This window comes from Shewanella sp. Koi 1, from assembly GCF_052907445.1.
Genome location: NZ_JBREJM010000001.1, coordinates 4,311,021 through 4,334,630 on the forward strand (window position 1 = coordinate 4,311,021; position 23,610 = coordinate 4,334,630).

20 protein-coding genes are annotated in these 23,610 nt (G+C 46.7%); 12 read left to right on the forward strand and 8 right to left on the reverse strand.

Annotated elements, in window-relative coordinates:
• Positions 1 to 36: 36 nt before the first annotated feature.
• The 6 genes from lpdA to ampD all read right to left on the reverse strand — a co-directional run bounded on the left by lpdA (position 37) and on the right by ampD (position 9,252).
• Positions 37 to 1,464, reverse strand: coding sequence for a dihydrolipoyl dehydrogenase (lpdA, locus tag ACUZ8J_RS18980; protein WP_011627382.1), 1,428 nt, complete (start codon positions 1,462 to 1,464; stop codon positions 37 to 39).
• Positions 1,465 to 1,613: 149 nt separating this feature from the next.
• The gene (gene aceF, locus ACUZ8J_RS18985; RefSeq protein WP_446694639.1) at positions 1,614 to 3,635 is read right to left on the reverse strand and encodes a pyruvate dehydrogenase complex dihydrolipoyllysine-residue acetyltransferase; all 2,022 of its coding nucleotides are present in this window, start codon (positions 3,633 to 3,635) and stop codon (positions 1,614 to 1,616) included.
• 12 nt (positions 3,636 to 3,647) lie between these two features.
• Positions 3,648 to 6,314, reverse strand: coding sequence for a pyruvate dehydrogenase (acetyl-transferring), homodimeric type (gene aceE / locus ACUZ8J_RS18990; protein ID WP_011621230.1), 2,667 nt, complete (start codon positions 6,312 to 6,314; stop codon positions 3,648 to 3,650).
• 80 nt (positions 6,315 to 6,394) lie between these two features.
• A complete protein-coding gene (gene pdhR / locus ACUZ8J_RS18995; RefSeq protein ID WP_011070781.1) occupies positions 6,395 to 7,147 on the reverse strand; it encodes a pyruvate dehydrogenase complex transcriptional repressor PdhR in 753 nt (250 codons plus the stop codon).
• Between the two features lie 636 nt (positions 7,148 to 7,783).
• On the reverse strand, positions 7,784 to 8,635 hold the full coding sequence (gene ampE / locus ACUZ8J_RS19000; protein WP_374917487.1) for a beta-lactamase regulator AmpE: 852 nt from the start codon (positions 8,633 to 8,635) through the stop codon (positions 7,784 to 7,786).
• Positions 8,636 to 8,712: 77 nt separating this feature from the next.
• Positions 8,713 to 9,252: a 1,6-anhydro-N-acetylmuramyl-L-alanine amidase AmpD gene (gene ampD / locus ACUZ8J_RS19005; RefSeq protein ID WP_446694640.1), complete on the reverse strand. Its 540-nt coding sequence runs from the start codon at positions 9,250 to 9,252 to the stop codon at positions 8,713 to 8,715.
• 250 nt (positions 9,253 to 9,502) lie between these two features.
• Between ampD and nadC the strand changes: the two genes are divergently transcribed.
• The 10 genes from nadC (at position 9,503) to ACUZ8J_RS19055 (ending at position 19,208) form a co-directional block, all read left to right on the forward strand.
• On the forward strand, positions 9,503 to 10,384 hold the full coding sequence (nadC, locus tag ACUZ8J_RS19010; RefSeq protein WP_088211949.1) for a carboxylating nicotinate-nucleotide diphosphorylase: 882 nt from the start codon (positions 9,503 to 9,505) through the stop codon (positions 10,382 to 10,384).
• A gap of 1,269 nt (positions 10,385 to 11,653) precedes the next feature.
• Positions 11,654 to 12,157 carry a pilin gene (locus ACUZ8J_RS19015; protein WP_446694641.1) on the forward strand — a complete coding sequence of 168 codons (504 nt, stop codon included), beginning with the start codon at positions 11,654 to 11,656 and terminating at the stop codon, positions 12,155 to 12,157.
• A gap of 72 nt (positions 12,158 to 12,229) precedes the next feature.
• Positions 12,230 to 13,939 carry a type IV-A pilus assembly ATPase PilB gene (pilB, locus tag ACUZ8J_RS19020; RefSeq protein ID WP_446694642.1) on the forward strand — a complete coding sequence of 570 codons (1,710 nt, stop codon included), beginning with the start codon at positions 12,230 to 12,232 and terminating at the stop codon, positions 13,937 to 13,939.
• Positions 13,940 to 14,070: 131 nt separating this feature from the next.
• Positions 14,071 to 15,336 carry a type II secretion system F family protein gene (locus tag ACUZ8J_RS19025; RefSeq protein ID WP_446694643.1) on the forward strand — a complete coding sequence of 422 codons (1,266 nt, stop codon included), beginning with the start codon at positions 14,071 to 14,073 and terminating at the stop codon, positions 15,334 to 15,336.
• A 55-nt stretch (positions 15,337 to 15,391) separates the two neighbouring features.
• Positions 15,392 to 16,318 (forward strand): prepilin peptidase, encoded by a 927-nt coding sequence (locus tag ACUZ8J_RS19030; protein ID WP_446694644.1) that lies wholly within the window; start codon positions 15,392 to 15,394, stop codon positions 16,316 to 16,318.
• A 96-nt stretch (positions 16,319 to 16,414) separates the two neighbouring features.
• The gene (gene coaE / locus ACUZ8J_RS19035; protein ID WP_086903879.1) at positions 16,415 to 17,032 is read left to right on the forward strand and encodes a dephospho-CoA kinase; all 618 of its coding nucleotides are present in this window, start codon (positions 16,415 to 16,417) and stop codon (positions 17,030 to 17,032) included.
• A complete protein-coding gene (zapD, locus tag ACUZ8J_RS19040) occupies positions 17,025 to 17,759 on the forward strand; it encodes a cell division protein ZapD (protein ID WP_086903878.1) in 735 nt (244 codons plus the stop codon). Before coaE ends, zapD begins: the two co-directional genes overlap by 8 nt.
• 122 nt (positions 17,760 to 17,881) lie before the next feature.
• Positions 17,882 to 18,091: a DNA gyrase inhibitor YacG gene (yacG, locus tag ACUZ8J_RS19045; protein ID WP_011621218.1), complete on the forward strand. Its 210-nt coding sequence runs from the start codon at positions 17,882 to 17,884 to the stop codon at positions 18,089 to 18,091.
• A gap of 34 nt (positions 18,092 to 18,125) precedes the next feature.
• On the forward strand, positions 18,126 to 18,524 hold the full coding sequence (gene mutT / locus ACUZ8J_RS19050) for an 8-oxo-dGTP diphosphatase MutT (protein ID WP_446694645.1): 399 nt from the start codon (positions 18,126 to 18,128) through the stop codon (positions 18,522 to 18,524).
• Positions 18,525 to 18,671: 147 nt separating this feature from the next.
• On the forward strand, positions 18,672 to 19,208 hold the full coding sequence (locus ACUZ8J_RS19055) for a thioredoxin family protein (protein ID WP_126512314.1): 537 nt from the start codon (positions 18,672 to 18,674) through the stop codon (positions 19,206 to 19,208).
• A gap of 74 nt (positions 19,209 to 19,282) precedes the next feature.
• Here the strand turns inward: ACUZ8J_RS19055 and ACUZ8J_RS19060 are convergent, their stop codons facing one another.
• Both ACUZ8J_RS19060 and rhlB read right to left on the reverse strand, forming a co-directional pair.
• A complete protein-coding gene (locus ACUZ8J_RS19060; protein ID WP_446694646.1) occupies positions 19,283 to 20,209 on the reverse strand; it encodes a Ppx/GppA phosphatase family protein in 927 nt (308 codons plus the stop codon).
• The gene (gene rhlB / locus ACUZ8J_RS19065; protein WP_086903875.1) at positions 20,210 to 21,529 is read right to left on the reverse strand and encodes an ATP-dependent RNA helicase RhlB; all 1,320 of its coding nucleotides are present in this window, start codon (positions 21,527 to 21,529) and stop codon (positions 20,210 to 20,212) included. It abuts the gene before it with no gap.
• A 152-nt stretch (positions 21,530 to 21,681) separates the two neighbouring features.
• Here rhlB and trxA point away from each other — a divergent pair, with 152 nt between their 5' ends.
• Entirely contained in the window at positions 21,682 to 22,008 is a 327-nt protein-coding gene (gene trxA / locus ACUZ8J_RS19070) for a thioredoxin TrxA (RefSeq protein ID WP_011070766.1), read from the forward strand.
• A 211-nt stretch (positions 22,009 to 22,219) separates the two neighbouring features.
• Positions 22,220 to 23,485 (forward strand): transcription termination factor Rho, encoded by a 1,266-nt coding sequence (gene rho / locus ACUZ8J_RS19075; RefSeq protein WP_011621213.1) that lies wholly within the window; start codon positions 22,220 to 22,222, stop codon positions 23,483 to 23,485.
• Positions 23,486 to 23,610 lie beyond the last annotated feature (125 nt).

A 23,610-nucleotide genomic window follows, 5' to 3' on the forward strand; every position in this document is an offset into this window, starting at 1 on the left:
AAGCGCCCTTAAGGCGCTTTTTGTAGCTCGGCTAAATTACTTTTTCTTTGCCTTTGGATTTGGCAAGTCAGTAATAGAACCTTCGTAGATTTCAGCCGCTAGACCCACTGACTCGTGCAGCGTTGGGTGAGCGTGGATGGTTAATGCTAAATCTTCAGCATCACAACCCATTTCGATTGCCAGACCGATTTCACCTAACAGTTCGCCACCGTTCACACCCACGATAGCACCACCGATAACGCGGTGAGTGTCTTTATCGAAAATCAGCTTAGTCATACCTTCGCTGCAATCTGAAGCGATTGCACGGCCAGAGGCTGCCCATGGGAAAGTCGCTGTTTCGTAAGCAATACCTTGCTCTTTAGCTTCTTTCTCAGTCAGACCAACCCAGGCCACTTCAGGGTCTGTGTAAGCGATTGATGGAATGACTTTTGGATCGAAGTAGTGCTTCATACCCGCGATCACTTCGGCCGCTACGTGGCCTTCGTGCACGCCTTTGTGAGCCAACATTGGTTGACCAACGATGTCACCGATTGCGTAGATGTGCGGTACGTTTGTACGTAATTGCTTGTCTACGTTGATGAAACCACGCTCATCGATCTTAACGCCCGCTTTTTCAGCGTCGATCAGCTTGCCATTTGGCGTACGGCCGATAGCAACTAACACTGCATCGTAACGTACTGGCTCAGCTGGCGCGCTCTTACCTTCCATCGAAACGTAGATACCGTCTTCACGGGCTTCAACCGCGGTCACTTTAGTTTCGAGGATCAGGTTGAATTTCTTCTTGATTTGCTTAGTGAATACGCGAACAACGTCTTTGTCAGCCGCTGGGATCACTTGGTCGAACATTTCAACCACATCGATTTCACTGCCCAGAGAAGAGTAAACAGTACCCATTTCTAAACCGATGATACCGCCGCCCATTACCAGCAGTTTGCCAGGAACTTCTTTCAGTTCTAATGCGTCGGTCGAATCCCAAATACGTGGGTCTTCATGGGGAATGAATGGCAGTTTGATTGGGCGAGAACCCGCAGCGATGATCGCTTGGTCAAACTTAACAACGGTCACAGTGCCGTCTTCAGCTGTCACTTCTAAGCTGTTAGGGCCAGTAAATTTACCGAAGCCATTAACAACGTTTACTTTACGCATTTTAGACATGCCGCCTAAGCCACCAGTCAACTGGCTGATCACTTTTTGCTTAAAGCTGCGTAACTTGTCTAAATCGATGGTTGGCTCGCCGAACACCACACCGTGTGCAGCAACGGCTTTGGCTTCTTCGATGACTTTAGCAACGTGTAACAGGGCTTTAGATGGGATACAACCCACGTTCAGACACACGCCACCTAAGGTGCTAAAACGTTCAACGATAACGGTTTCCAGACCTAAGTCAGCCGCACGGAAGGCAGCAGAATATCCCGCAGGACCTGCACCTAATACCACTACCTGAGTTTTGATTTCGTTACTCATGTTTTCCTCTAATTCTCATTCAATCCGTTGGAGGGGAGTAATCCTGCCAACCGAAAATGCGCCAGCGCGTAAGGTGGGCGCATTTTAACCTGTGTTTGATACTGATCACAATAAACAAAAGGCCACTCAAGATGAGCAGCCTTATTTGTTTACAGAATCAAAGTACGAATATCGGACAGAATTCCTGACAGGGTCACGCTAAAGCGTGCAGCCATTGCACCATCGATCACGCGGTGATCGTAGGATAGCGACAGTGGCAACATCAATTTAGGCTCGAACTCTTTACCATTCCACTTAGGCTTAATTTCAGATTTAGACACACCTAAAATCGCCACGTCTGGGTAGTTAACGATTGGGGTAAATGCAGTACCACCAATGCCACCTAGGCTTGAAATAGTGAAGCAGCTACCCTGCATATCAGCAGATTTGAGCTTACCATCGCGAGCACGGATAGAAATATCGGCCAGCTCACGAGATAACTCGATAATGCCTTTCTTATCCACGTCACGCACCACTGGCACAACCAAACCGTTTGGCGTATCAACCGCCACACCGATGTGGTAGTACTTCTTCTGGATCAGTGATTCACCGTCGCTGCTTAAGCTTGAGTTGAACACTGGGAACTGTTGCAGCGTTTTCGCCACAGCTTTCATCATAAAGACCAGCGGAGTGATCTTATAATCGGCTTTCTTCTTCGCCGCCGCGTCGTTCTGCTGCTTACGGAACTCTTCCATTTCAGTGATATCAGCTTCATCGAACTGAGTCACGTGAGGAATAGTTACCCAGTTGCGGTGCAGGTTTGGACCAGAGATTTTCTGGATACGGCTTAATGGAATCTCTTCCACTTCACCAAACTTGCTGAAATCCACTTTCGGTGCGGCAATCACTTGCAGACCACCACCGTTACCCGCTGCAACGGAAGTTGCCGCTGTCGCCTTAGGACGAGACAGTTCGTATTTCACATACGCCTGAACGTCTTCCTTCATGATGCGACCTTTACGGCCAGAACCCGTCACTTGAGTAAGATCCACACCAAATTCACGGGCCAAACGGCGAACCGCAGGAGACGCATGAACCGCACCAGTAGACACAGGCGCACCTGCACTTGGGTGATGTGGAACTGGTGGACGGCTAGGAGCGGCTGCAACAGGCGCCGGTGCCGCTTCTTGGGCGACTGGTGCAGGTGCTGCGGCTTGAGCTACTGGCGCTGGCGCACTGCCTGCTGTCACAGTTTCAATCGTCGCAATCACGCTGCCTTGAGAAACCTTGTCACCCACTTTAACAGTTAACGACAACAGTTTACCGGCGAATGGCGCAGGTACTTCCATGGTCGCTTTATCGGTTTCAAGGGTAATTAAACCTTGATCAACTGTGATGTCATCACCCACAGACACGAGCACTTCGATCACATCGACATTGCTCGCATCGCCAATATCAGGCACTTGGATTTCTTTAACCGCAACCACTGGTGATGCAGCGGCTACTGGAGCAACTGGCGCAGCAGGAGCCGCTTGAGCGACAGGTGCAGAGGCTGCTGGCGCGCTCGCTTGTGGCGCTGCTGCAGGTGCCGCGCCGCCCACTTCGAGCATGATCACTAATGAGCCTTGAGAAACCTTATCACCCACTGCCACTTTCACTTCTTTTACCACACCCGCGAATGGCGATGGTACGTCCATGGTCGCTTTGTCGGTTTCAAGCGTGATAAGGCCAGCGTCAACCTCAATCTTATCGCCAGCGGCAACTAAGACTTCGATAACAGACACATCGGTGTCACCACCGATATCCGGCACAGTGACTTCAACCACTTGGGTTGCGCCCGTCGCTGGCGCGGCAGCCACAGGGGCTGGAGCCGCTTGTACTGGTGCAGGTGCTGCTGGGGCTGGCGCAGGAGCGGCAGCTTGAGCAACTGGCGCAGCTTGAACATTAGCCGTGCCCGCTGCTTGCATCATCGCAATTAAGGTACCTTCGCTGACTTTGTCACCGACGGCCACTTTCAATTCGGCTAACACTCCCGCGAAAGGCGCAGGAATGTCCATGGTCGCCTTGTCGCTTTCAACGGTCAGAATCGACTCTTCCGCTGCTAAGGTATCGCCCACAGAAGCACAGATTTCGATAACCTGTACTTCATCGCCGCCGATATCAGGAACAAAAACTTCTTTTAATTCAGCCATTTTCATTGCCTCTTACGCGTACTGTGGATTGATCTTGTCAGCGTCGATGCCGTATTCCTTGATGGCATTCGCTAACACATCAACAGGCAGCTCTTTACGATCAACCAGTGACTTCAGTGCCGCGATAACGATGAACTTAGCGTCCACTTCGAAGTGGTGACGCAGGTTGTCACGGCTGTCTGAACGACCGAAACCGTCAGTACCTAACACTTTGTAATCGGTTGGCATGTATGCACGTAACTGCTCACCGTAGATCTTCATGTAGTCAGTCGCTGCGATTGCAGGCGCATCACTGGAGATCACTTGGCTGATATACGCTTGTTTTGGCGTTTCAGTTGGGTGCAGCATGTTCCAACGCTCAACCGCTTGACCATCGCGAGTCAGTTCGTTGAAGCTGGTTACGCTGAATACGTCGGCAGTGATACCGAAGTCTTTTGCCAGTGCTTGAGCCGCTTTGCGGGTTTGCTCAAGAATGGTGCCACAGCTCATTAACTGAACTTTGCCTTTACCCGAGCCGGCAACGGTTTCTAACTTGTAGATACCTTTAACGATGCCAACTTCTGCGCCTTCTGGCATGGCTGGCTGCTCGTAGTTTTCGTTCATTGTGGTCAGGTAGTAGAAGATATCTTCTTGATTCTCGCCGTACATACGACGAATACCATCTTGTACCACAACGGCAATTTCATAACCGTAAGTTGGATCGTAGGTAATACAGTTAGGAATGGTGTTAGCCAGTACGTGGCTGTGACCGTCTTGATGCTGCAGACCTTCACCGTTTAGGGTTGTACGGCCAGAAGTACCACCGACTAAGAAGCCGCGTGCACGCATATCACCCGCTGCCCAAGCCATGTCGCCAATACGTTGGAAACCGAACATTGAGTAGTAGATGTAGAATGGGATCATTGGCACATCGTTCACTGAGTAGCTGGTCGCAGCCGATACCCAAGATGACATAGCACCTAATTCGTTAATACCTTCCTGCAGCACTTGGCCTGACTTATCTTCACGGTAGTAAGCCACTTGATCAGAGTCTTGCGGAACGTATTTTTGGCCTTCGTGAGCATAAATACCCACTTGACGGAACAGACCTTCCATACCGAAGGTACGCGCTTCGTCAGGAATAATTGGCACGATGTTTTTGCCAATCTTCTTGTCTTTTAACAATGCTGTCAGCACGCGAACAAACGCCATTGTTGACGAAATTTCACGGCCGTTAGAACCCTGCAGAATCGAGTCGAAAATCTTCAGTGATGGAATTTCCAGCTCTTCGCTGAACTTCTCACGACGTTGTGGCACGCTGCCATGCAGCTCGGCACGACGGCTCATCATGTACTTCACTTCTTCCGAATCTGGACCTGGGTGATAGAACGGCAGATCTTCTAATTGATCGTCTGGAATGGGGATATTGAAACGATCGCGGAAGTAACGGATAGACTCGATACCCATTTTCTTCACGTTGTGTGCGATGTTCTTACCTTCACCCGCATCACCTAGACCGTAACCTTTAACGGTTTTCGCTAGGATCACAGTTGGACGGCCTTTAGTCTTACGCGCATGGTCTAATGCCGCGTAAACTTTAACTGGGTCATGACCACCACGGTTTAAGCGCCAAATGTCATCATCTGACATGTTCGCTACCATTTCGGCGGTTTCTGGGTATTTGCCGAAGAAGTGTTCGCGAGTATAAGCGCCACCTTTGGCTTTACAGTTTTGGTATTCACCGTCAACGGTTTCTTCCATTAACTGCAGTAACTTACCGCTGGTATCACGGGCCAATAATGGATCCCAGTAACGACCCCAAATCACTTTCACCACTTCCCAGCCAGCGCCGCGGAATTCGCCTTCCAGTTCTTGGATGATCTTACCGTTACCGCGTACTGGGCCGTCCAGACGTTGCAGGTTACAGTTGATGATGAAGACTAGGTTGTCTAATTCTTCACGGGCGGCTAAACCGATAGCACCTAAGGCTTCTGGCTCGTCACACTCACCGTCACCTAAGAAGCAGTAAACGGTTTGGTCAGAACAATCTTTCAGACCACGGTCAGTCAGGTATTTTAAGAAGCGCGCTTGGTAAATCGCTTGGATTGGACCTAAGCCCATCGAAACCGTTGGGAATTGCCAGTAGTCAGGCATCAACTTAGGGTGCGGATAAGAAGATAAACCTTTGCCATCCACTTCTTGACGGAAGTTAGCCAGTTGGTCTTCCGTTAAACGACCTTCCAAGAATGAACGCGCGTAAATACCAGGAGCGATATGGCCTTGGAAATACACTAAGTCGCCGCCGTCTTTCTCGTTTGGCGCGCGGAAGAAGTGGTTGAAGCACACGTCATAAATGGTTGCGCTCGACGCGAAACTCGAAATATGGCCGCCTAACTCTAAATCTTTCTTAGAACCACGCAGAACCATAGCTAAGGCGTTCCAACGGATGATGGCGCGAATGCGACGTTCCATCTCTTGGTTGCCTGGCATGTGCGGCTCTTGACCCGCTGGAATGGTGTTCAAATAGGCCGTGGTCGCAGTGTAAGGCAAGTGCGTGCCATTGCGACGGGCTTTATCGATCAGTTTCTCTAATAAGAAATGGGCGCGTTCAGGGCCTTCCTGTTCTAATACAGCTTGCAGGGCGTCAACCCATTCCTGAGTCTCTAACGGATCTAAGTCTTGTAGCATATCTTCAGACATGACACTGTCCTTCTCTATATACATGATGATGAATGGTGTTTGCGGCATATTCCGCTTTAGCGAGTGCTAAAGTCGGGAACTTAAGCGCCACTCTTTAAACGGCGCAAACTTCGCTGCAACCGGCTATCTTCTTCCCGCACAGATAACATCACCTCTTCGATGTAACTTAAATGTTCATTCGAGGCTTCTCTGGCGGCTTCAGGATCACGACGAACGATAGCAGCGAGCAGAGCACGTCTGTGATCGTTGGCCATAGTGGAGGCTTCTTCGCGGCGGCTTAAAAGCTCCAGGTTTTGCGCCACATTCTTATGCAGCACAGGGGTTAAACTGAGAACGAGATGCAACATAGCCACATTGTGTGACGCTTCGGCGACGGCGCGATAGAAACGTACAATAGCGGCGGCTTGTTGTTCGATATTGGTGGCGGCTTCCACCTCAAGGATCATACGCTTGATATTCTGCATATCTGCGTCTGTGCCACGTAATGCGGCAAAATAGGCCATCATGCCTTCGGTTGCATGACGGAATTCCAGCAAGTCGTATTGGCTTTCTGGATCGGCAGTCATTAATTCAACGATAGGATCGGCAAGGCTCTGCCAGAGTTGTTCTTTGACATAAGTACCGCCGCCTTGACGGCGCATTAATAGCCCTTTCGCCTCAAGCTTTTGAATGGCTTCACGCAGTGAAGGGCGAGACACTTCAAACTGGATGGCCAGTTCGCGCTCCGGCGGTAATTTCTGACCCGGCTGTAAACTGCCTTCGAGGATCATCTGCTCGAGTTGCGCCATGATCACATCAGAAATTTTTGGCTGATTAATTTTACTATAGGCCATTAGGCGCTCAGCTCCGTTGTAAATTGGTCTTACCAATTTTTATGAGTGAGCGCACTTTATCAAATCACACTTTTGATGTCTAGATTGAAAATCGACCTTAAAAGGTGATCCCATTCAAAACCGCTCACGATGTGAGAGCATAGCCTAAAAATATCACTATGGGGTCAGACCATTTGACATTGAATAGCTGATGCCAAATAAGCCTCTGAGTAAACGGCATTTTCACCGAAAGTCATTCGAAAAAACAGCTAGAGGTTCCCATTTTGTGAACTCGTCAGAAGGACGTTTTACCCGCGTCCAAAAACAAAAAAGGAATTGGCCGCGGTCGCGAACCAATTCCTGATTAATTCGGGCGTGTTGACGTTTCAGGGTTGTTTTTGCAGCAATTTGGCTGGCTGTTATGCAAGGCAAAGTCCGTGCAGTGTAGTTATTCTACATAAACGGACGATAACGCAGTAGAAACGCCAGCCAAATGCTGCCCGAAGGGTTCGCCTGGCAAGCCCTTGCTCTTTGTCGCTCGTCATTTGAGTAGAATAACTACACTTCATTCCTCGTTTCGCGAGCACGTGCTTGCCAAAACGAACAAAATCTAATCTCGAAACGTCAACACGCCCAACCCTAAATAATGAAGATGCGTTAGGTCACTAAGCCAAAAATGGTCAATAGCGACAGCACAGCAACCATCAGAGTAAAGTTGCGTTTACTTAAGACTAATAATGCCAAGGTCGATTGTACACAAACTGGTGCACTCGACTCCTCTGGCAGCGGCTGAGAAGCTAACGCCGTTTCTGTCACAACCCTTCTGGCACTCGCATTAATGTTTAAGGCATGGTCACGCCAAGCCGAGAGCCCCTCACTAAACTGACCGCTGAGCGCATAGCCAAAGGAAAATACCCGGCTCGGGATCCAATCTAGGACAAACATAATATCTTCGATAAGCGGTAGGTTAAGAGATTTACGCACATTCTCTTCGGCATAAAAACGCGCAGTGCAATATAAGACAGCGCCAACCGGGCCTAGGAAGATAAAACATAATGCCACGGCCCCGTAATAACGATAGTTAATCCAAGCAACACTCTGCCCGACCTTGGCGCCTAAGTCTTTTTCAGACACCGCATCTAAACACTCACTGCAATCTAATTCGGCGGCATAGTGGTAACAGGCTTGCACGTCAGAGCGACACGCCGCCTGCATATACTTTTTAAAGCTATCGCGCTGTTTTTGATGATTAAAGCAAATAATTGCCACCACCACCCACAGGGCAAGAGTTAACAGCCCCCAGAACATGCCAGAGGCAATCCAACCCAAAACATGCACAACCAAGGCGGGCAACACTAAGGCGAGCAACATACTGGTATTGGTTAACGAGGCTTTGTCACCAAAGAAAGTGGATTGATAGGATTGCAGCACGCGATCGCATTGCCACGAAGCGGGAAGGAACTTCAATCGTTCCACAAGAATGGCGACCAGTAATGAAAATAATGCCATCGGTAATACTCCTTGTAAAAAAGCCGGAAACGCTTAGGGTGATGAGAAACCTCCCCTTCGCTTACTCCTCTTTGCTGCTAGCCTAACGCGGTTAAATACCTTTCCCAGTCGAAGCTTGGTCCTGGATCCGTCTTGCGCATCGGAGCAATGTCACAGTGCCCCACAATCCGCTGCGCTGTTAATGCCGGATACTGCGTCAATAAGGCTAGAGTCAACTCTGTGAGCTGCAGATATTGGGCCGCAGTATAGGGCTCAGTATCTGTGCCTTCAAGCTCGATACCGATAGAGAAATCATTACAATTTTCCCTTTCGCCATAACGAGATACGCCAGCGTGCCAGGCTCTATCTTCACAACTGACATACTGCACACATTCACCATCGCGGCGAATTAAAAAATGTGCTGATACTTGCAGCCCCGCTAAATCGGCGAAACTTTCATCGGCCTCAGTATCTAAACACCCTTGAAATAATTGATCAATATAGGGAAGTCCAAAGCATCCCGCTGGCAGGCTGATATTGTGGATCACCAACAGGCTAATTTCCCCAAATGGGCGACGGTTAAAATGCGGTGACTCACAGCGTCGAGCCGAGGAAAACCATCCGGCATCAAAGCGCATAAGCTCTTCCTAATTACAGGCATAATGCCACTACTCTAACAGCATTAAGTGACTGAATATATGCAATTCAATGACAAAGGTGAAATAACCAGCCGCGCCCCAAACCATCATCAGTTAGCACAGATAATCTCAATCGGCCCACTCCCTGTGACTTTTTATCACCCGCACTAGGTGGTAATCTTAGCCCTAAATGCAAGCAAGCAATTTCAAGCACGCCATCTGTGGCATGCAAGAATGCAAGGACCCAATCATGCTAGAGAACGATATTCGCCACGCCGTAAAAACCGCCCTCAATGAAGATCTTGGTGGAACCGAGATCAACGAGCACAGCAAAGCCATTGCCTACGGCGATATTACCGCCCAACTTATTCCTGCTGATAAATATGCCGAAGCGACCTTAATCACCCGCGAAGAAGGAGTTTTTTGCGGAAAAGCTTGGGCCGAACAAGTCTTCAATCAATTAGGTGGCGAAGTCGCACTGCACTGGCATGTTGATGATGGCGATCTCGTGCTACCAAACCAAGTGTTATGTGAACTATCAGGCCCTGCCCGCACTATCCTTACGGGCGAGCGCACTGCAATGAACTTTATTCAGACCTTGTCAGGAGTCGCGACACTGACAAAACATTACGTGGATAAGTTAGCGGGCACTCATACACGCTTACTCGATACTCGCAAAACTATCCCTGGACTACGCACGGCTCAAAAATACGCGGTCACCTGTGGCGGCGGTAAAAACCATCGAATCGGTTTGTTTGATGCCTTCTTAATTAAAGAAAATCACATTATGGCCTGCGGTGGCATTCGCCAAGCAGTGGATGCTGCGCGCAGCTTGCACCCCAATAAACCTGTAGAGGTTGAAGTTGAATCCCTAGAAGAGCTCGCATTAGCGCTTGATTCAGGCACAGATATCATCATGTTAGATAACTTTGACATCACCATGATGGTTGAAGCCGTCGAACTCAATAATCAATACAAGGCTAAAGGCAGCGGTGCCAAACTTGAAGTCTCGGGCAATGTCACCTTAGATACTTTGGCAGAATTTGCCAAAACTGGGGTTGACTATATCTCCGTCGGCGCACTCACAAAGCACGTTCGCGCCCTCGATCTCTCACTCAGACTCAAGTCTTAGTCTCATTGGCTCAAAGCTTGGGCTATCAGTAGCACTTTTGTCCCCGAAATACCCAACTTTAAGTAATCCAACCAAAAGCGGCTTAACACTAAGCCGCTTTTATCTACGAGTTTTATCAGCGTGTTCAGCTTTTCTTTACTGACTTTTCTTTATTGATTTTGTTCAAAGCCCTTTCGGCACTTATCCTGTTATTTTCTCAATATATAAAACGGCATATGGCTTTAATATTTTCGTTTTACGCATTTTTTAAACACAAAAACGCCAGCATTTGGGAGGGGTAAATAGCTCACTGAGGGTAACGAGCTAGCCGCTTTCGCTATTAATTCATAAATACTGGCTAAAATAGCTTCGGTATTACACAAAATTATAAACAATCAAGACAAAGTGTTAGCCTTACACTGCCCAAAACCAAACATTGGATACAATGCAAAAATACTTCAAGCGATTGATTTAAAATGTTTTATATAATATCCACTCCTTTTTTATCAATCAAAGAGTACTAAAAACTAATGCGTTTATCGCCAAACCTCATCTCACTCAATTATCACTAAAATCACGTCACAGTTTTGACACAAAGTTAAACAACGCCAACATTTGTATCACTGTCAATTTTTTGTTAGAACGCAATACGTTTTAATGTCAATTTTTTAGACAAAATAATCATTTTATTAGTGTTTTCCACCAAAAAGCAGTTCCCTTTTTTTTAACTTTGTACTAACTTTTACAGAAGTGAAAATAGCGACATGCTAGACACACTAAAGACATGGAATTTTTGTATCTCACTCACTGCATGAAGGGATACAGAAAGACAGCAAAGGATTGGCGCAAGGGATATGTGAAGTGCTTATTCATGACACATAGCTTCTTGCCAAAAGAGTTAAGTATAGCGTCTGTTACGGGTGAAATTGTTTTGGGCAAATTGAACCCTTTGTGCGCGAAACCAGAGCAAGAAACCAGTGCAATTTGATGTGGCTTGCGACCTCAATAGCATATTAGCCACATTTAAAGAGCACATTGATAGATGCAAAATGTTTGACGATACATCAAACGATGACCTATACAAGATGGTATGTTGGTAAATTGTTACAGTTTGAATCGATTTATCAGCCAACATAGTATAGGCTTAACGGTTGTAAGCACTGTCCACAGTGACTAAAGCTAAAAAGTAAAACAGATAAGTAAAAGCGATTGTAAAATAAACACTTTTACTTATCATTGGGTGACTACAAGTTAACTTGTTAATTAATACTGCGTAAGCTGGAGAAAGAAATGAAAGCAATGAATAAAGGTTTAAACAAGCAAGCTCAGGGTTTCACCTTGATCGAGTTAATGATTGTAGTTGCCATTATCGGTATTTTGGCTGCAATCGCATTACCTGCTTATAAAGACTATACAATGAGAGCAAAAGCATCAGAAATGCTGCTCGCTGCAAGTACTGCTAAAACTTGTGTGACAGAGCGTGCACAATTAGGACAAGATCCAGAGTCTTGTTCACCCACTGGTACATTTGCTACTACAAAATATGTAGCTGACGTTGTTACTGACGAGGATGGTGTTATTACTGTAACAGGCCAAAGTGATCTGACTGGTTTAGAAATCACTCTAACTCCAGAAAAGGTTGCTGGTACTGGTGGAGCAGCTGGTACTGCTGCAGCAAATGCTGACTTCATAGCTGCTGGAGGTTTTGAACTAAAATCTTGGCATTGCGCTGGAACGGCTGATTCTGCTACAGATGCGAAGTTATCTTGGTTACCAAGTAGTTGTGCAGGTTAAACACTTTTAAATTAGCCAAGGTGCTATACCCACCTTGGCTGATGAAGTTATTAATTTTACACGGACGCTACAATGCCAACTACAGGCCTTCATCTAGGTTTATCCACCCTCTTTATACGTAAGGGTCTACTAAATGAAGAGCAGATGGCCAATGCCATCACTAAATCCCGCCAAACTAAACAAACCTTAGTTACCACCTTAGTTCAGAGCAAACTGATTTCGGCACGTTCCATTGCCGAACTTTGTTATGAGGAATATGGCACCCCATTACTGGATTTAGCTGAATTTGATATTAGTGCCATTCCCGAAGAATTTACCAATAAAAAACTGATTGAAAAACATCGCTGTCTACCGCTGTTTAAACGCGGTAATCGCCTCTACATTGCGACATCCGATCCTACAAATATTGCCGCCCTCGAAGAGTTCCAATTTAGTGCAGGCCTACATGCCGAAGCGATTTTAGTAGAGGAAGATAAGCTCACTAAAGCTCTTGAAAAAGTGCTTGAAGAAGATATCACTGGCCTAGATCTAGGTGGAATGGATGAAGCGGCATTAGCGGGTATTGAGATTACCGATACAGATAAGCGCCAAGAAGAGAATACTAGTGATGGCAGTGATGATGCACCAATCGTCATTTATATCAATAAGATACTTACCGATGCCATTCGTAAAGGGGCATCCGACTTACATTTTGAGCCCTATGAAAAACGCTACCGCATTCGTTTCCGTATCGACGGTATTTTGCATGAAGTCTCCGAACCGCCCATTAGCCTAGCAGGGCGTTTATCGGCGCGCTTAAAGGTGATGTCGAAACTCGATATTGCCGAGCGCCGCGTCCCTCAGGATGGGCGGATTAAAATGAAGCTTTCCCGCACTAAGTCAATCGACTTTCGGGTAAGTACACTACCGACGCTTTGGGGCGAAAAAATCGTAATGCGGATATTAGACTCCTCCTCCGCACAGCTCGGTATCGAAAAACTAGGTTATGAGCCTGACCAGGAAAAGCTCTACCTTGAGATGCTCGCCAAACCCCAAGGGATGATTCTTGTAACAGGCCCAACGGGTTCAGGTAAAACGGTTTCACTTTATACAGGCTTAAATATCCTCAATACTGCCGAGCGCAATATCTCTACCGCCGAAGATCCGGTAGAAATAAACCTTGAGGGTGTAAACCAAGTTCATATTAATCTAAAGGCAGGTTTAACCTTTGCCTCGGCACTGCGCTCCTTTTTGCGTCAAGACCCCGATGTGGTAATGGTGGGTGAGATCCGTGACCTTGAGACTGCAGAAATTGCCATCAAAGCTGCACAAACCGGCCACTTAGTATTATCCACCCTGCACACAAACTCGGCGGCGGAAACCTTAACCCGTTTAATTAATATGGGAGTACCCGGCTACAATATCGCCAGCTCGGTGAATCTTATTATTGCTCAGCGACTTGCAAGACGGCTTTGCACTGAATGCAAGCAAGCCGAACAAATTCCTGAACATGAGTTACAACGTTTAGGCTTTACCGATGAGCAAATAACTCAAGGATTTACCACCTATAAACCTGTAGGTTGTGAGCATTGTTCAGGCGGATATAAAGGACGGGTAGGTATTTACGAAGTAATGAAAATGTCCGATGAAATTGCTCGCACTATTATGGAAGGCGGTAATTCATTACAAATTGCCGAGCAAGCCAAAACACAGGGGATGCGCGATCTGCGTCAATCGGGCCTACTCAAAGTTATCCAAGGGGTAACCAGTATTGCCGAAGTAAACCGAGTCACAAGTTTTTAACACGCATAGTTATTTAGCTAGACTACATAGTCTCGCTTAACGGTTTTATATAACCACTTTTTTGTTTCGCTATATATACTAATCTAGTGACAATAAACTTATAGCTAATTAATGCCTAATAGGGACTATCTATGGCGACGGCAACGACAGTAAAAAAGCCTCGTGCCAAAAAGAACGAGCAAAAAAGCCAACCTAAGATCTATACCTTTGAATGGAAGGGCTTAAACCGTGATGGCAAAAAAACCGGTGGCGAATTAAAAGGCGCCAGTGTCGCCGAGGTAAAAAGCCAGCTTAAGCTCCAAGGGGTAAACCCTAAAGTTGTCCGTAAAAAGGCATCGCCTCTTTTCGCTCGAAATCCCGATATCAAACCTATGGATATCGCCATGGTGACCCGTCAAATAGCAACCATGCTGGCAGCAGGCGTACCCTTAGTTACCACCATAGAAATGCTCGGCCGCGGCCATGAAAAACAAAAAATGCGCGAGCTGCTCGGTACTATCTTGGCAGAAGTACAATCGGGTATTCCACTTTCAGACTCACTACGCCCCCATAGACGCTATTTCGATGATCTCTATGTCGACTTAGTGGCAGCGGGTGAGCACTCAGGTTCCCTCGATGCCGTGTTTGACCGAATTGCAACCTATAGAGAAAAAGCAGAAGCCTTAAAGTCCAAAATTAAAAAGGCGATGTTTTATCCTGCGGCCGTTGTAGTGGTGGCGATATTAGTGACAACACTGTTACTGCTATTCGTAGTACCCCAATTCGAAGATATTTTTAAGAGCTTTGGTGCAGAACTGCCCGCTTTTACCCAATTAATTATTGGTATTTCACGCTTTTTACAGAGCTCTTGGTATATTTTCTTCGCTGCAATAGTTATAGCTATTTGGTCATTTGTCCGTGCCCACCGCAACTCGCAAATGTTTAGGGATCGTATAGATGAGCTTGTGCTTAAAATTCCCGTTATCGGCGAGATATTGCACAAAGCCGCGATGGCACGATTTTCCCGTACTTTAGCAACTACCTTTGCAGCAGGGGTGCCTTTAATTGACGGTATGGAGTCAGCTGCTGGAGCCTCTGGTAATGCGGTTTATCGATCGGCACTATTGAAAGTACGTCAAGAAGTCATGGCAGGGATGCAGATGAACGTTGCCATGCGTACCACAGGGCTTTTCCCCGATATGCTGATCCAAATGGTGATGATCGGTGAAGAATCAGGCTCACTCGATAATATGCTTAATAAAGTAGCCAATATTTATGAGATGCAGGTCGACGATGCCGTTGACGGCTTATCAAGCCTTATCGAGCCCATTATGATGGTAGTCATCGGCACCTTAGTCGGCGGTTTAATTGTCGGCATGTATCTACCAATTTTCCAAATGGGTAACGTTGTGGGTTAAGCTTAACGCAGCGACCCCAACCAATTGATTTAATGAGTAAGAATAAGAACGAGCAATGTCAGACTTCATATCCCTTTTAAGCCACTCTCTTACGCAGAGTCCTTGGCTATTTATTGCATTAAGTTTTGTGTTTGCCGCCACTATTGGTAGCTTTTTAAATGTCGTCATTCACCGCTTTCCGGTAATGATGAAGCGCGAATGGCAACAGGAGTGCAATCAATATCTGCAGGAATATCATGCTGATGTCGTAAAGCAGATTGGCATAGAAAAGCTCAACAAGCCGATAGATACTTACCCTGAAAAATACAATCTAGTGGTGCCAGGTTCCGCCTGCCCTAAATGTAAAACCGCAATCAAGCCTTGGCATAATTTACCGATTGTGGGCTGGTTAATGCTCAGAGGAAAATGCGCCGCTTGCGATGCACCAATATCCTCACGCTATCCGATTATTGAGTTAGTCACAGGATTATTGGTTGCAACAATTGCTTGGCATTTTGGTCCTAGCTGGCAGTTTGTGTTTGCTGCGGTATTAACCTTTGTATTGATTGCCTTAACGGGTATCGATCTCGATGAGATGCTGCTTCCCGACCAGATGACCCTTCCACTCCTATGGCTTGGATTACTCATTAACCTCAACCATACCTTTACCACACCAACCGATGCCATTATAGGCGCTGCAGCAGGCTATTTGAGTCTCTGGTCAGTGTTTTGGCTGTTTAAGCTACTCACAGGTAAGGAAGGTATGGGCTATGGCGACTTTAAACTGCTCGCCGTATTTGGCGCATGGCTAGGTTGGCAAATGCTCCCCCTAGTCATTTTACTGTCGTCTTTAGTTGGTGCCCTTGTCGGCATCACGCTCATCGTGCTCAAACGTAACCAGCTAGCAAACCCAATCCCCTTTGGGCCTTATATTGCCGCCGCTGGTTGGATAGCGCTAATCTGGGGACAACCTATAGTCGATTGGTATCTAAGTACGTTGTAAAAATACTAGATGCAGCTTTCTTTCTTCAGCGTTTGGCGTTCAAGCTCGTACGGAATAGTCTATATCGAGTAAGTACCTCATCTAGATGGGAATCTTATGTCCAAGTTTGTCATAGGTCTAACGGGTGGCATTGGTAGCGGTAAAACTACCGTGGCCAATTTATTTGCCGAAGAAGGTGTTGATTTAGTCGATGCCGATGTAGTCGCTCGTGAAGTGGTCGCTAAAGGCTCAAAAGGACTCGAAGCAATTATCGCTCACTTCGGCACTGAAATAGTAACCGAGGCTGGGGAGCTTGACCGAGCCAAGCTGCGGCAACGGGTGTTTAGTGATGAACAAGCGCGCCAATGGTTGAATCAGTTGCTCCATCCTATGATCCGCCAAGAAATGTTATCACAAGTCGAAAATGCTACCTCAGACTATGTAATTATGGTTGTGCCCTTGCTATTTGAGAACGGGTTAGATAGGTTAGTCAATCGGACTTTAGTGGTGGATATTTCGCCGGAGTTGCAAGTAAGCCGTACCGTAAAACGGGACAATGTTGACGCCACTCAGGTAAATAACATCATTAATAGTCAATGTAGTCGCAGTGACAAACTCGCTAGAGCCGACGACATTATTGATAATCAGGGAGAGATATCAAAACTAAAACAAGAGGTGCAAGCATTGCACCAGCGCTATTTACAATTATCCGGTAATCACGACGCCCATGACTGACTTAGTTTACGAACAGCCTTTAAATGAGAAGATTCGCAGCTATTTGCGCCTCGAATATCTCAATAAACAGCTCAGTAATAACCTAAATCACGACCACCAACATAGATGTTTCTACCCTCTTTTCTCCCTGTGCGAATTATCGGAGCGTTGCGACTATCGCAATGAAGTCCTTAAAGATATCGAGCGCAATCTGCTGCAACTGAGCAAATGGCAAGAGCTCGACCATGTCGATAGCGAACAGATTGAGTTTTACATTCAAGCATTAATGCAAGCTAGGGAGCCACTACAGCGTCCCGAGCGCTGTGGAAGCCAGCTCAAACAAGACCGATTTTTATCGGCTCTGCGACAGCGTTTTGGCATGCCAGGCGCCTGCTGCAACTTCGACCTCCCCCAACTGCATTTTTGGCTCGCCAAACCCTGGGAAGAAAGACAGCAAGATTACCAAGCTTGGATCAGCCATTTTGATCCCCTTCTCACTCCCATCACGCTTTTGCTTCAACTTACCCGCAGTACCGCCCATTTCGATAACGCCACCGCCCATGCCGGTTTTTACCAAGGTGATAGTGCTCAAGCGCTCTCACTAGTACGAGTCAAAGTCGATGCCGCCCACGGCTGCTACCCCACCATCAGTGGTCATCGCAATCGCTACGCCATCCACTTTGTCCAATTCGACCAACAGCGCCACTCCGACCGCAGCATCGAATTCCTACTAGCGACCTGTGCCTGAAGCCTTTACACTAACGACCTCTAAGTTACTGCCGAGTTAAAGCCAATGTTGCCTACTAGGCATAATTGCGATACTCAGCGATTCCCTTGTTATTTCAGTCGACTGCTAAGGAGAAGTCTATTATGCCGTTAACCGTCAACTGTCCAATTTGTAAAACCCCAGTAGAATGGGTTCCTCAATCGGAATTCAAACCCTTTTGTAGCGAGCGCTGCAAGATGATTGACCTCGGCGATTGGGCCTCCGAAAAACATGCTATTCCGGTCAAATCTGAGTTTGACCTCGACGCGTTAGATGAACTCGGTTACGACGAAGAAAGCTTTTTCAAAGAGTAAGACTCAATAATCAGCCCTTTATAAGCAGAATTTTATGACAAAACGCATTCATGTTGCCGTCGGCATTATCCTCAACCCTAATGGGCAAATCCTACTCGCTAAGCGTCCAGAACATTTACATCAAGGTGGTAAGTGGGAATTTCCAGGAGGCAAAGTCGAACAGGGCGAAACCGTCACCCAAGCCTTAATTCGTGAGCTAAAAGAGGAAGTTGCACTAATCGTCAGCGCAAGCGAGCCTTTTATGGCGCTAAGCTACGATTATCCCGATAAACATGTGTTACTCGATATTCACACTGTCAGTGAATTTACGGGAGAGGCGCAAGGACTTGAAGGGCAACAGATTGCTTGGGTTAATAAACATGAGTTAAGCCATTACGACTTCCCCGAAGCCAATAAACCAATCCTCAGTAAATTATTGGCACAAGCCGAATAACAACACCGCTATTTTGCAGGCAAGATTTAGGTTTTACATTAGCGATACGTGATCTGGGTTGCAGCAAATTCATCCGCAACTTTTAGAAAGCGCAAATTAGTGTTTGAATGCAATCTCATTATTCTTCTTCGATTTCGAGGGCATATCATGCACAATAACGTCAAAGCATTACTCGCCACGACCGCGTTATTTTTTAGTTGCCAAGTACTAGCAAATGGCGGCTGTGGCTTTGAAGAGCAACAACAGGGCTTGATTGCCACCTGCAGCGAGGAGAAACAAGAAGTGATTTTAACCGGTGTAGTTGAAGCGCAACATTTAGTAAAAGATCTCAATGAGTTTGCTGAGGGCTACAAGAGCTATCAGGTGGATACCGCATCCTTAGCCCCTCTTAAAAATATCGCTGAGCCAACCGAAATCGTGGTCATCATCGGTACTTGGTGCCCAGATTGTCATCGCGAAACACCACGCTTTATTCGCATTATGGAAGAAGTGGCTAACCCCAATATCAAAGTGACTTATATTGGGGTTGATCGCAGCAAACAAGATCCTGAAGGACTGGCGGCCAAATACGAATTTAAACGTATTCCCACCTTTATCGTGCTACAACAGGGTAAAGAAATTGGCCGTATCGTTGAGCGTCCAACCGTCTCGCTCGAAAAAGATTTAGTCGAGATTTTAAACTAATCTCGAGTCGGTAAATCATAAAGGCCGCCAAGTGTACACTTGGCGGCCTTTATCTTTTAAAAATGGATTTGAGGTTAAATCGCTTCTTCTAAAATTCGCTGTGCCAGCATCACTAGCACGCCCTCACGCAGTGCGCCGCCCGATAGTGCCAACTGCTCAATCCCCAAGAATTCAAAGAGCGCGAGTAAAATCGCCACTCCAGCGGCAAATGTCGGTGCGCGCTCAGCACTTAGGCCGATAATCCCCACAAGACTCGCATGTTCTTCAGCAAGGATTTCCGCTTTAAGCTGATTCAGCACAGCTAAGGTAATGATTTCAGACTGCTTACGGTGCATTAAGACTTCGACCACAGATTGCACCGCGCCAGAAGCCCCCACCACACAGTGCCATCCTAAGTCTTTTAACCTTTGTCTATGTTCACCTAAGACTTCCAACACTTCCTGCTTGGCATCGTCAAAATCGAGCTCTTGTAACGGGGCATTGTTAAAGAAGCGACGATTAAAGGTCACGCTGCCCATAGGCAAACTGGTCTTAAACTGAACTTGGTGACCATCACCGATAATAAACTCGGTACTGGCGCCACCAATATCGATCACTAAACGTCGACCTTGGCCGCAAGTAGTCGCCACCATACCTTGATAAATCAGCTCGGCCTCACGCATACCTGAGATAATCTCAATCGGATGACCCAAAAGCGGAATCGCCTTCTGATTAAACTCATCGGCATTATGGATACAGCGCAGTGTCGCGGTAGCAATTACAGCGACATGATTAGGATGGATTTTATGCAGCGCTAACATTTGGGCAAACATTGCTAGACAATCTAGGCCACGCTGCATCACTTCTGCGGTTAGATGACCATCTTCGCCAATGCCTTCGGCTAACCTTACTTTACGTTTGTATTTAGCAATAATGTGTGGCTGACCGCCTTTTGTCTTAGCGATCAGCATATTAAAGCTATTAGAGCCTAAAGTAATGGCGGCATAAGCGGGTGTTGGCATTTAAGGCTGTCTACGCGTCCTGTCATGGCGAGGTGGACGTCCACCACTACGATGGGCACCTTGTGGTCGCCCTGCACCTGAGCGTTCACGTAAATTACGTGCTCCCGCAGGATGCTTGCGATGAATTTTGACCGGCGGCGGAATATCTTCCAGCAAGGCATCACGGTCATAATTGCTCACAGGAATAGAGTGATTGATGTAGGTTTCAATCGCAGGCAAATTCAGAGCGTATTCTTCACAGGCAAAACTGACCGATACACCTTTGTTACCCGCACGCCCAGTACGACCAATACGGTGGACGTAATCTTCACAATCATCAGGTAAATCATAATTGTAGACGTGGGAAACATCGGAAATATGCAGTCCGCGCGCGGCAACGTCGGTCGCGACCAGAATATCTAATTGGCCTTGGGTAAATTGCTCGAGAATGCGAATACGCTTCTTCTGTGGCACATCGCCCGTCAGCAAACCAACACGGTGTCCATCCCCTTCAAGCCAAGACCATAGGTTTTCACAGCTGTGCTTAGTATTAGAAAAAACAATGGCCTTCTCTGGCCAATCTTCTTCAATCAGCGTCAACAGCAAACGCATTTTGTCTTCTTGGGAAGGATAGAAAATTTCTTCTTTGATGTTCTTGGAGGTTTTTTCTTCGGGGGCGATTTCGACTTTCACAGGATCATTCATATGATCGTAGGCGAGTTCCTGCACTTTCATCGAAAGCGTCGCCGAAAACAGCATATTCAGACGCTGATCGGCACTGGGCATACGTCGGAATAGGAAACGAATATCCTTAATAAAACCAAGGTCGAACATACGATCGGCTTCATCTAGCACCACCGCTTGAATACCACCGAGATTGATAATACCTTGACGAACATAATCAATGATGCGCCCGGTCGTACCAATCAGAATATCTACGCCTTGATCGAGCGTCTTGCGCTGTACATCATAGCTTTCACCGCCATAGACAATGCCGACTTTTAAGTGGCTGTGTTTGGCTAGAAGAATTGCGTCTTTCGCGATTTGAATCGCCAGTTCACGGGTTGGAGCCATAATGATGGCCCGCGGCTGATTTAACTGACGGTTTTCAGGAACAGGCGTCGACAATAAATGGTTAAATGTGGCAACCAAAAACGCCATTGTCTTACCCGTGCCCGTTTGGGCTTGGCCGGCGATATCTTTTGATTGAAGTAATACGGGTAATGATAACGCCTGAATTGGCGTACAAAATTCAAAGCCGTTTTCGGCAAGTGCCTGTTTAACCTCTGGATGCAGAGGAAGGTCGGCAAATTTTTGATTAGATAAATGTGTTTGGCTCATAGCGCAAGCATACCATTTGGGGTTGCAATAAGATACTCGATCGTTTGAAATAGCCACATTGTAAAAAGGTAACTTGAAAAGCTATTTTTCAGCCCCAATATACATGGTAAGCCATTAACAAACCAGCAATGGCAACCAAACTGGAGAACATCATGAGCGATAAAATTATATACCTGAGCGACGACAGCTTCGAAAACGACGTATTAAAGGCCGATTTACCAGTATTGGTAGACTTTTGGGCTGAATGGTGTGGTCCATGCAAAATGATCGCTCCAATCCTTGACGACGTTGCCGAAGAGTACGCAGGTCGTGTGACTATCGCTAAATTAAACGTTGACCAAAACAACGTTTCTCCAGCGAAATATGGCGTTCGTGGTATCCCAACTTTACTGTTATTCAAGAACGGTGAATTAGCGGCAACTAAAGTTGGCGCACTGTCAAAAACTCAATTAAAAGAGTTCATCGACGCACAAATCTAATTTGTTGTCGCTATGAGTGACCTCCGGCACAAGCTTTAATTAATTGTGCCGGAATACCCCTAAATTTCTGGACGCCCCGCTTTGTTAGTGCTACTTTAATAACCAGATTCTTTCTAACTAAACCACTTCTCGCTCGTCAATCACTATCCTGAATCACAAACTTTACTGATTGATCGCGGTAAGCTTTGTCGCGTAACACAAGATCCCCAACATGAACTTAACTGAATTAAAAGACACGCCGATATCCGACCTAGTCTCGCTAGCCGAAAATATGAAACTCGAAAATATGGCCCGCGCTCGCAAGCAGGACATTATTTTCTCTATTCTTAAAGCCCACGCCAAAAGCGGCGAAGACATTTTCGGTGGCGGTGTATTAGAGATACTCCAAGACGGATTCGGTTTCTTACGTAGTGCAGATGGATCTTACTTAGCTGGCCCGGATGATATTTATGTATCACCAAGCCAAATTCGCCGCTTTAACATGCGAACGGGCGACACGATTTTTGGCAAGATTCGCCCACCAAAAGAAGGTGAACGTTATTTTGCCCTGCTAAAAGTTAACGAAGTTAACTTCGATAAACCTGAAAACTCTCGCAACAAAATCCTCTTTGAAAACTTAACCCCACTCCACGCAGAAGAACGTATGCGCATGGAGCGTGGTAATGGCTCGACTGAAGACATCACTGCCCGTATTCTGGATTTATGCTCACCTATAGGTAAGGGTCAACGTGGTCTGATCGTCGCGCCACCAAAAGCGGGTAAAACCTTATTACTGCAAAACATTGCTCAGTCAATCACCTACAACAACCCAGAAGTGGTGTTGATGGTACTGCTGATCGATGAACGTCCTGAAGAAGTAACCGAGATGCAACGCCTAGTTCAAGGTGAAGTGATTGCATCGACCTTCGACGAACCAGCTAGCCGTCACGTACAAGTGGCTGAAATGGTCATTGAAAAAGCTAAACGTTTAGTTGAACACAAGAAAGACGTTGTGATCCTACTCGACTCTATCACTCGTTTGGCTCGCGCCTACAACACTGTTATCCCATCATCGGGCAAAGTGTTAACCGGTGGTGTGGATGCAAACGCCCTGCACCGTCCTAAGCGCTTCTTCGGTGCGGCTCGTAACATCGAAAACGGCGGCAGCTTAACGATTATTGCCACCGCTCTGGTTGATACCGGCTCGAAAATGGACGAAGTGATCTACGAAGAGTTCAAAGGTACAGGTAACCAAGAACTGCATCTGTCACGCAAGGCCGCTGAAAAACGCGTATTCCCAGCGATTGACTTCAACCGCAGTGGTACTCGTCGCGAAGAAAAACTGACCACACCTGATGAACTGCAAAAGATGTGGATCCTGCGTAAGATCTTAAATCCAATGGATGAAGTCAGCGCAATGGAATTCCTGATCGATAAACTGGCGATGACTAAGACCAACGAAGAATTCTTCACCGCGATGAAACGCGCTAAGTCTTAATCCTAGGTTTAGGGTCAAATCTTTCAAAAAAGCCGCTTAATGCGGCTTTTTTATTGCGCCGAGTTTGGCAGTGCAAAATTAAATCACTGAGCGTTGAGCCCTCTTCAGAGAGGAAATCACGAAGG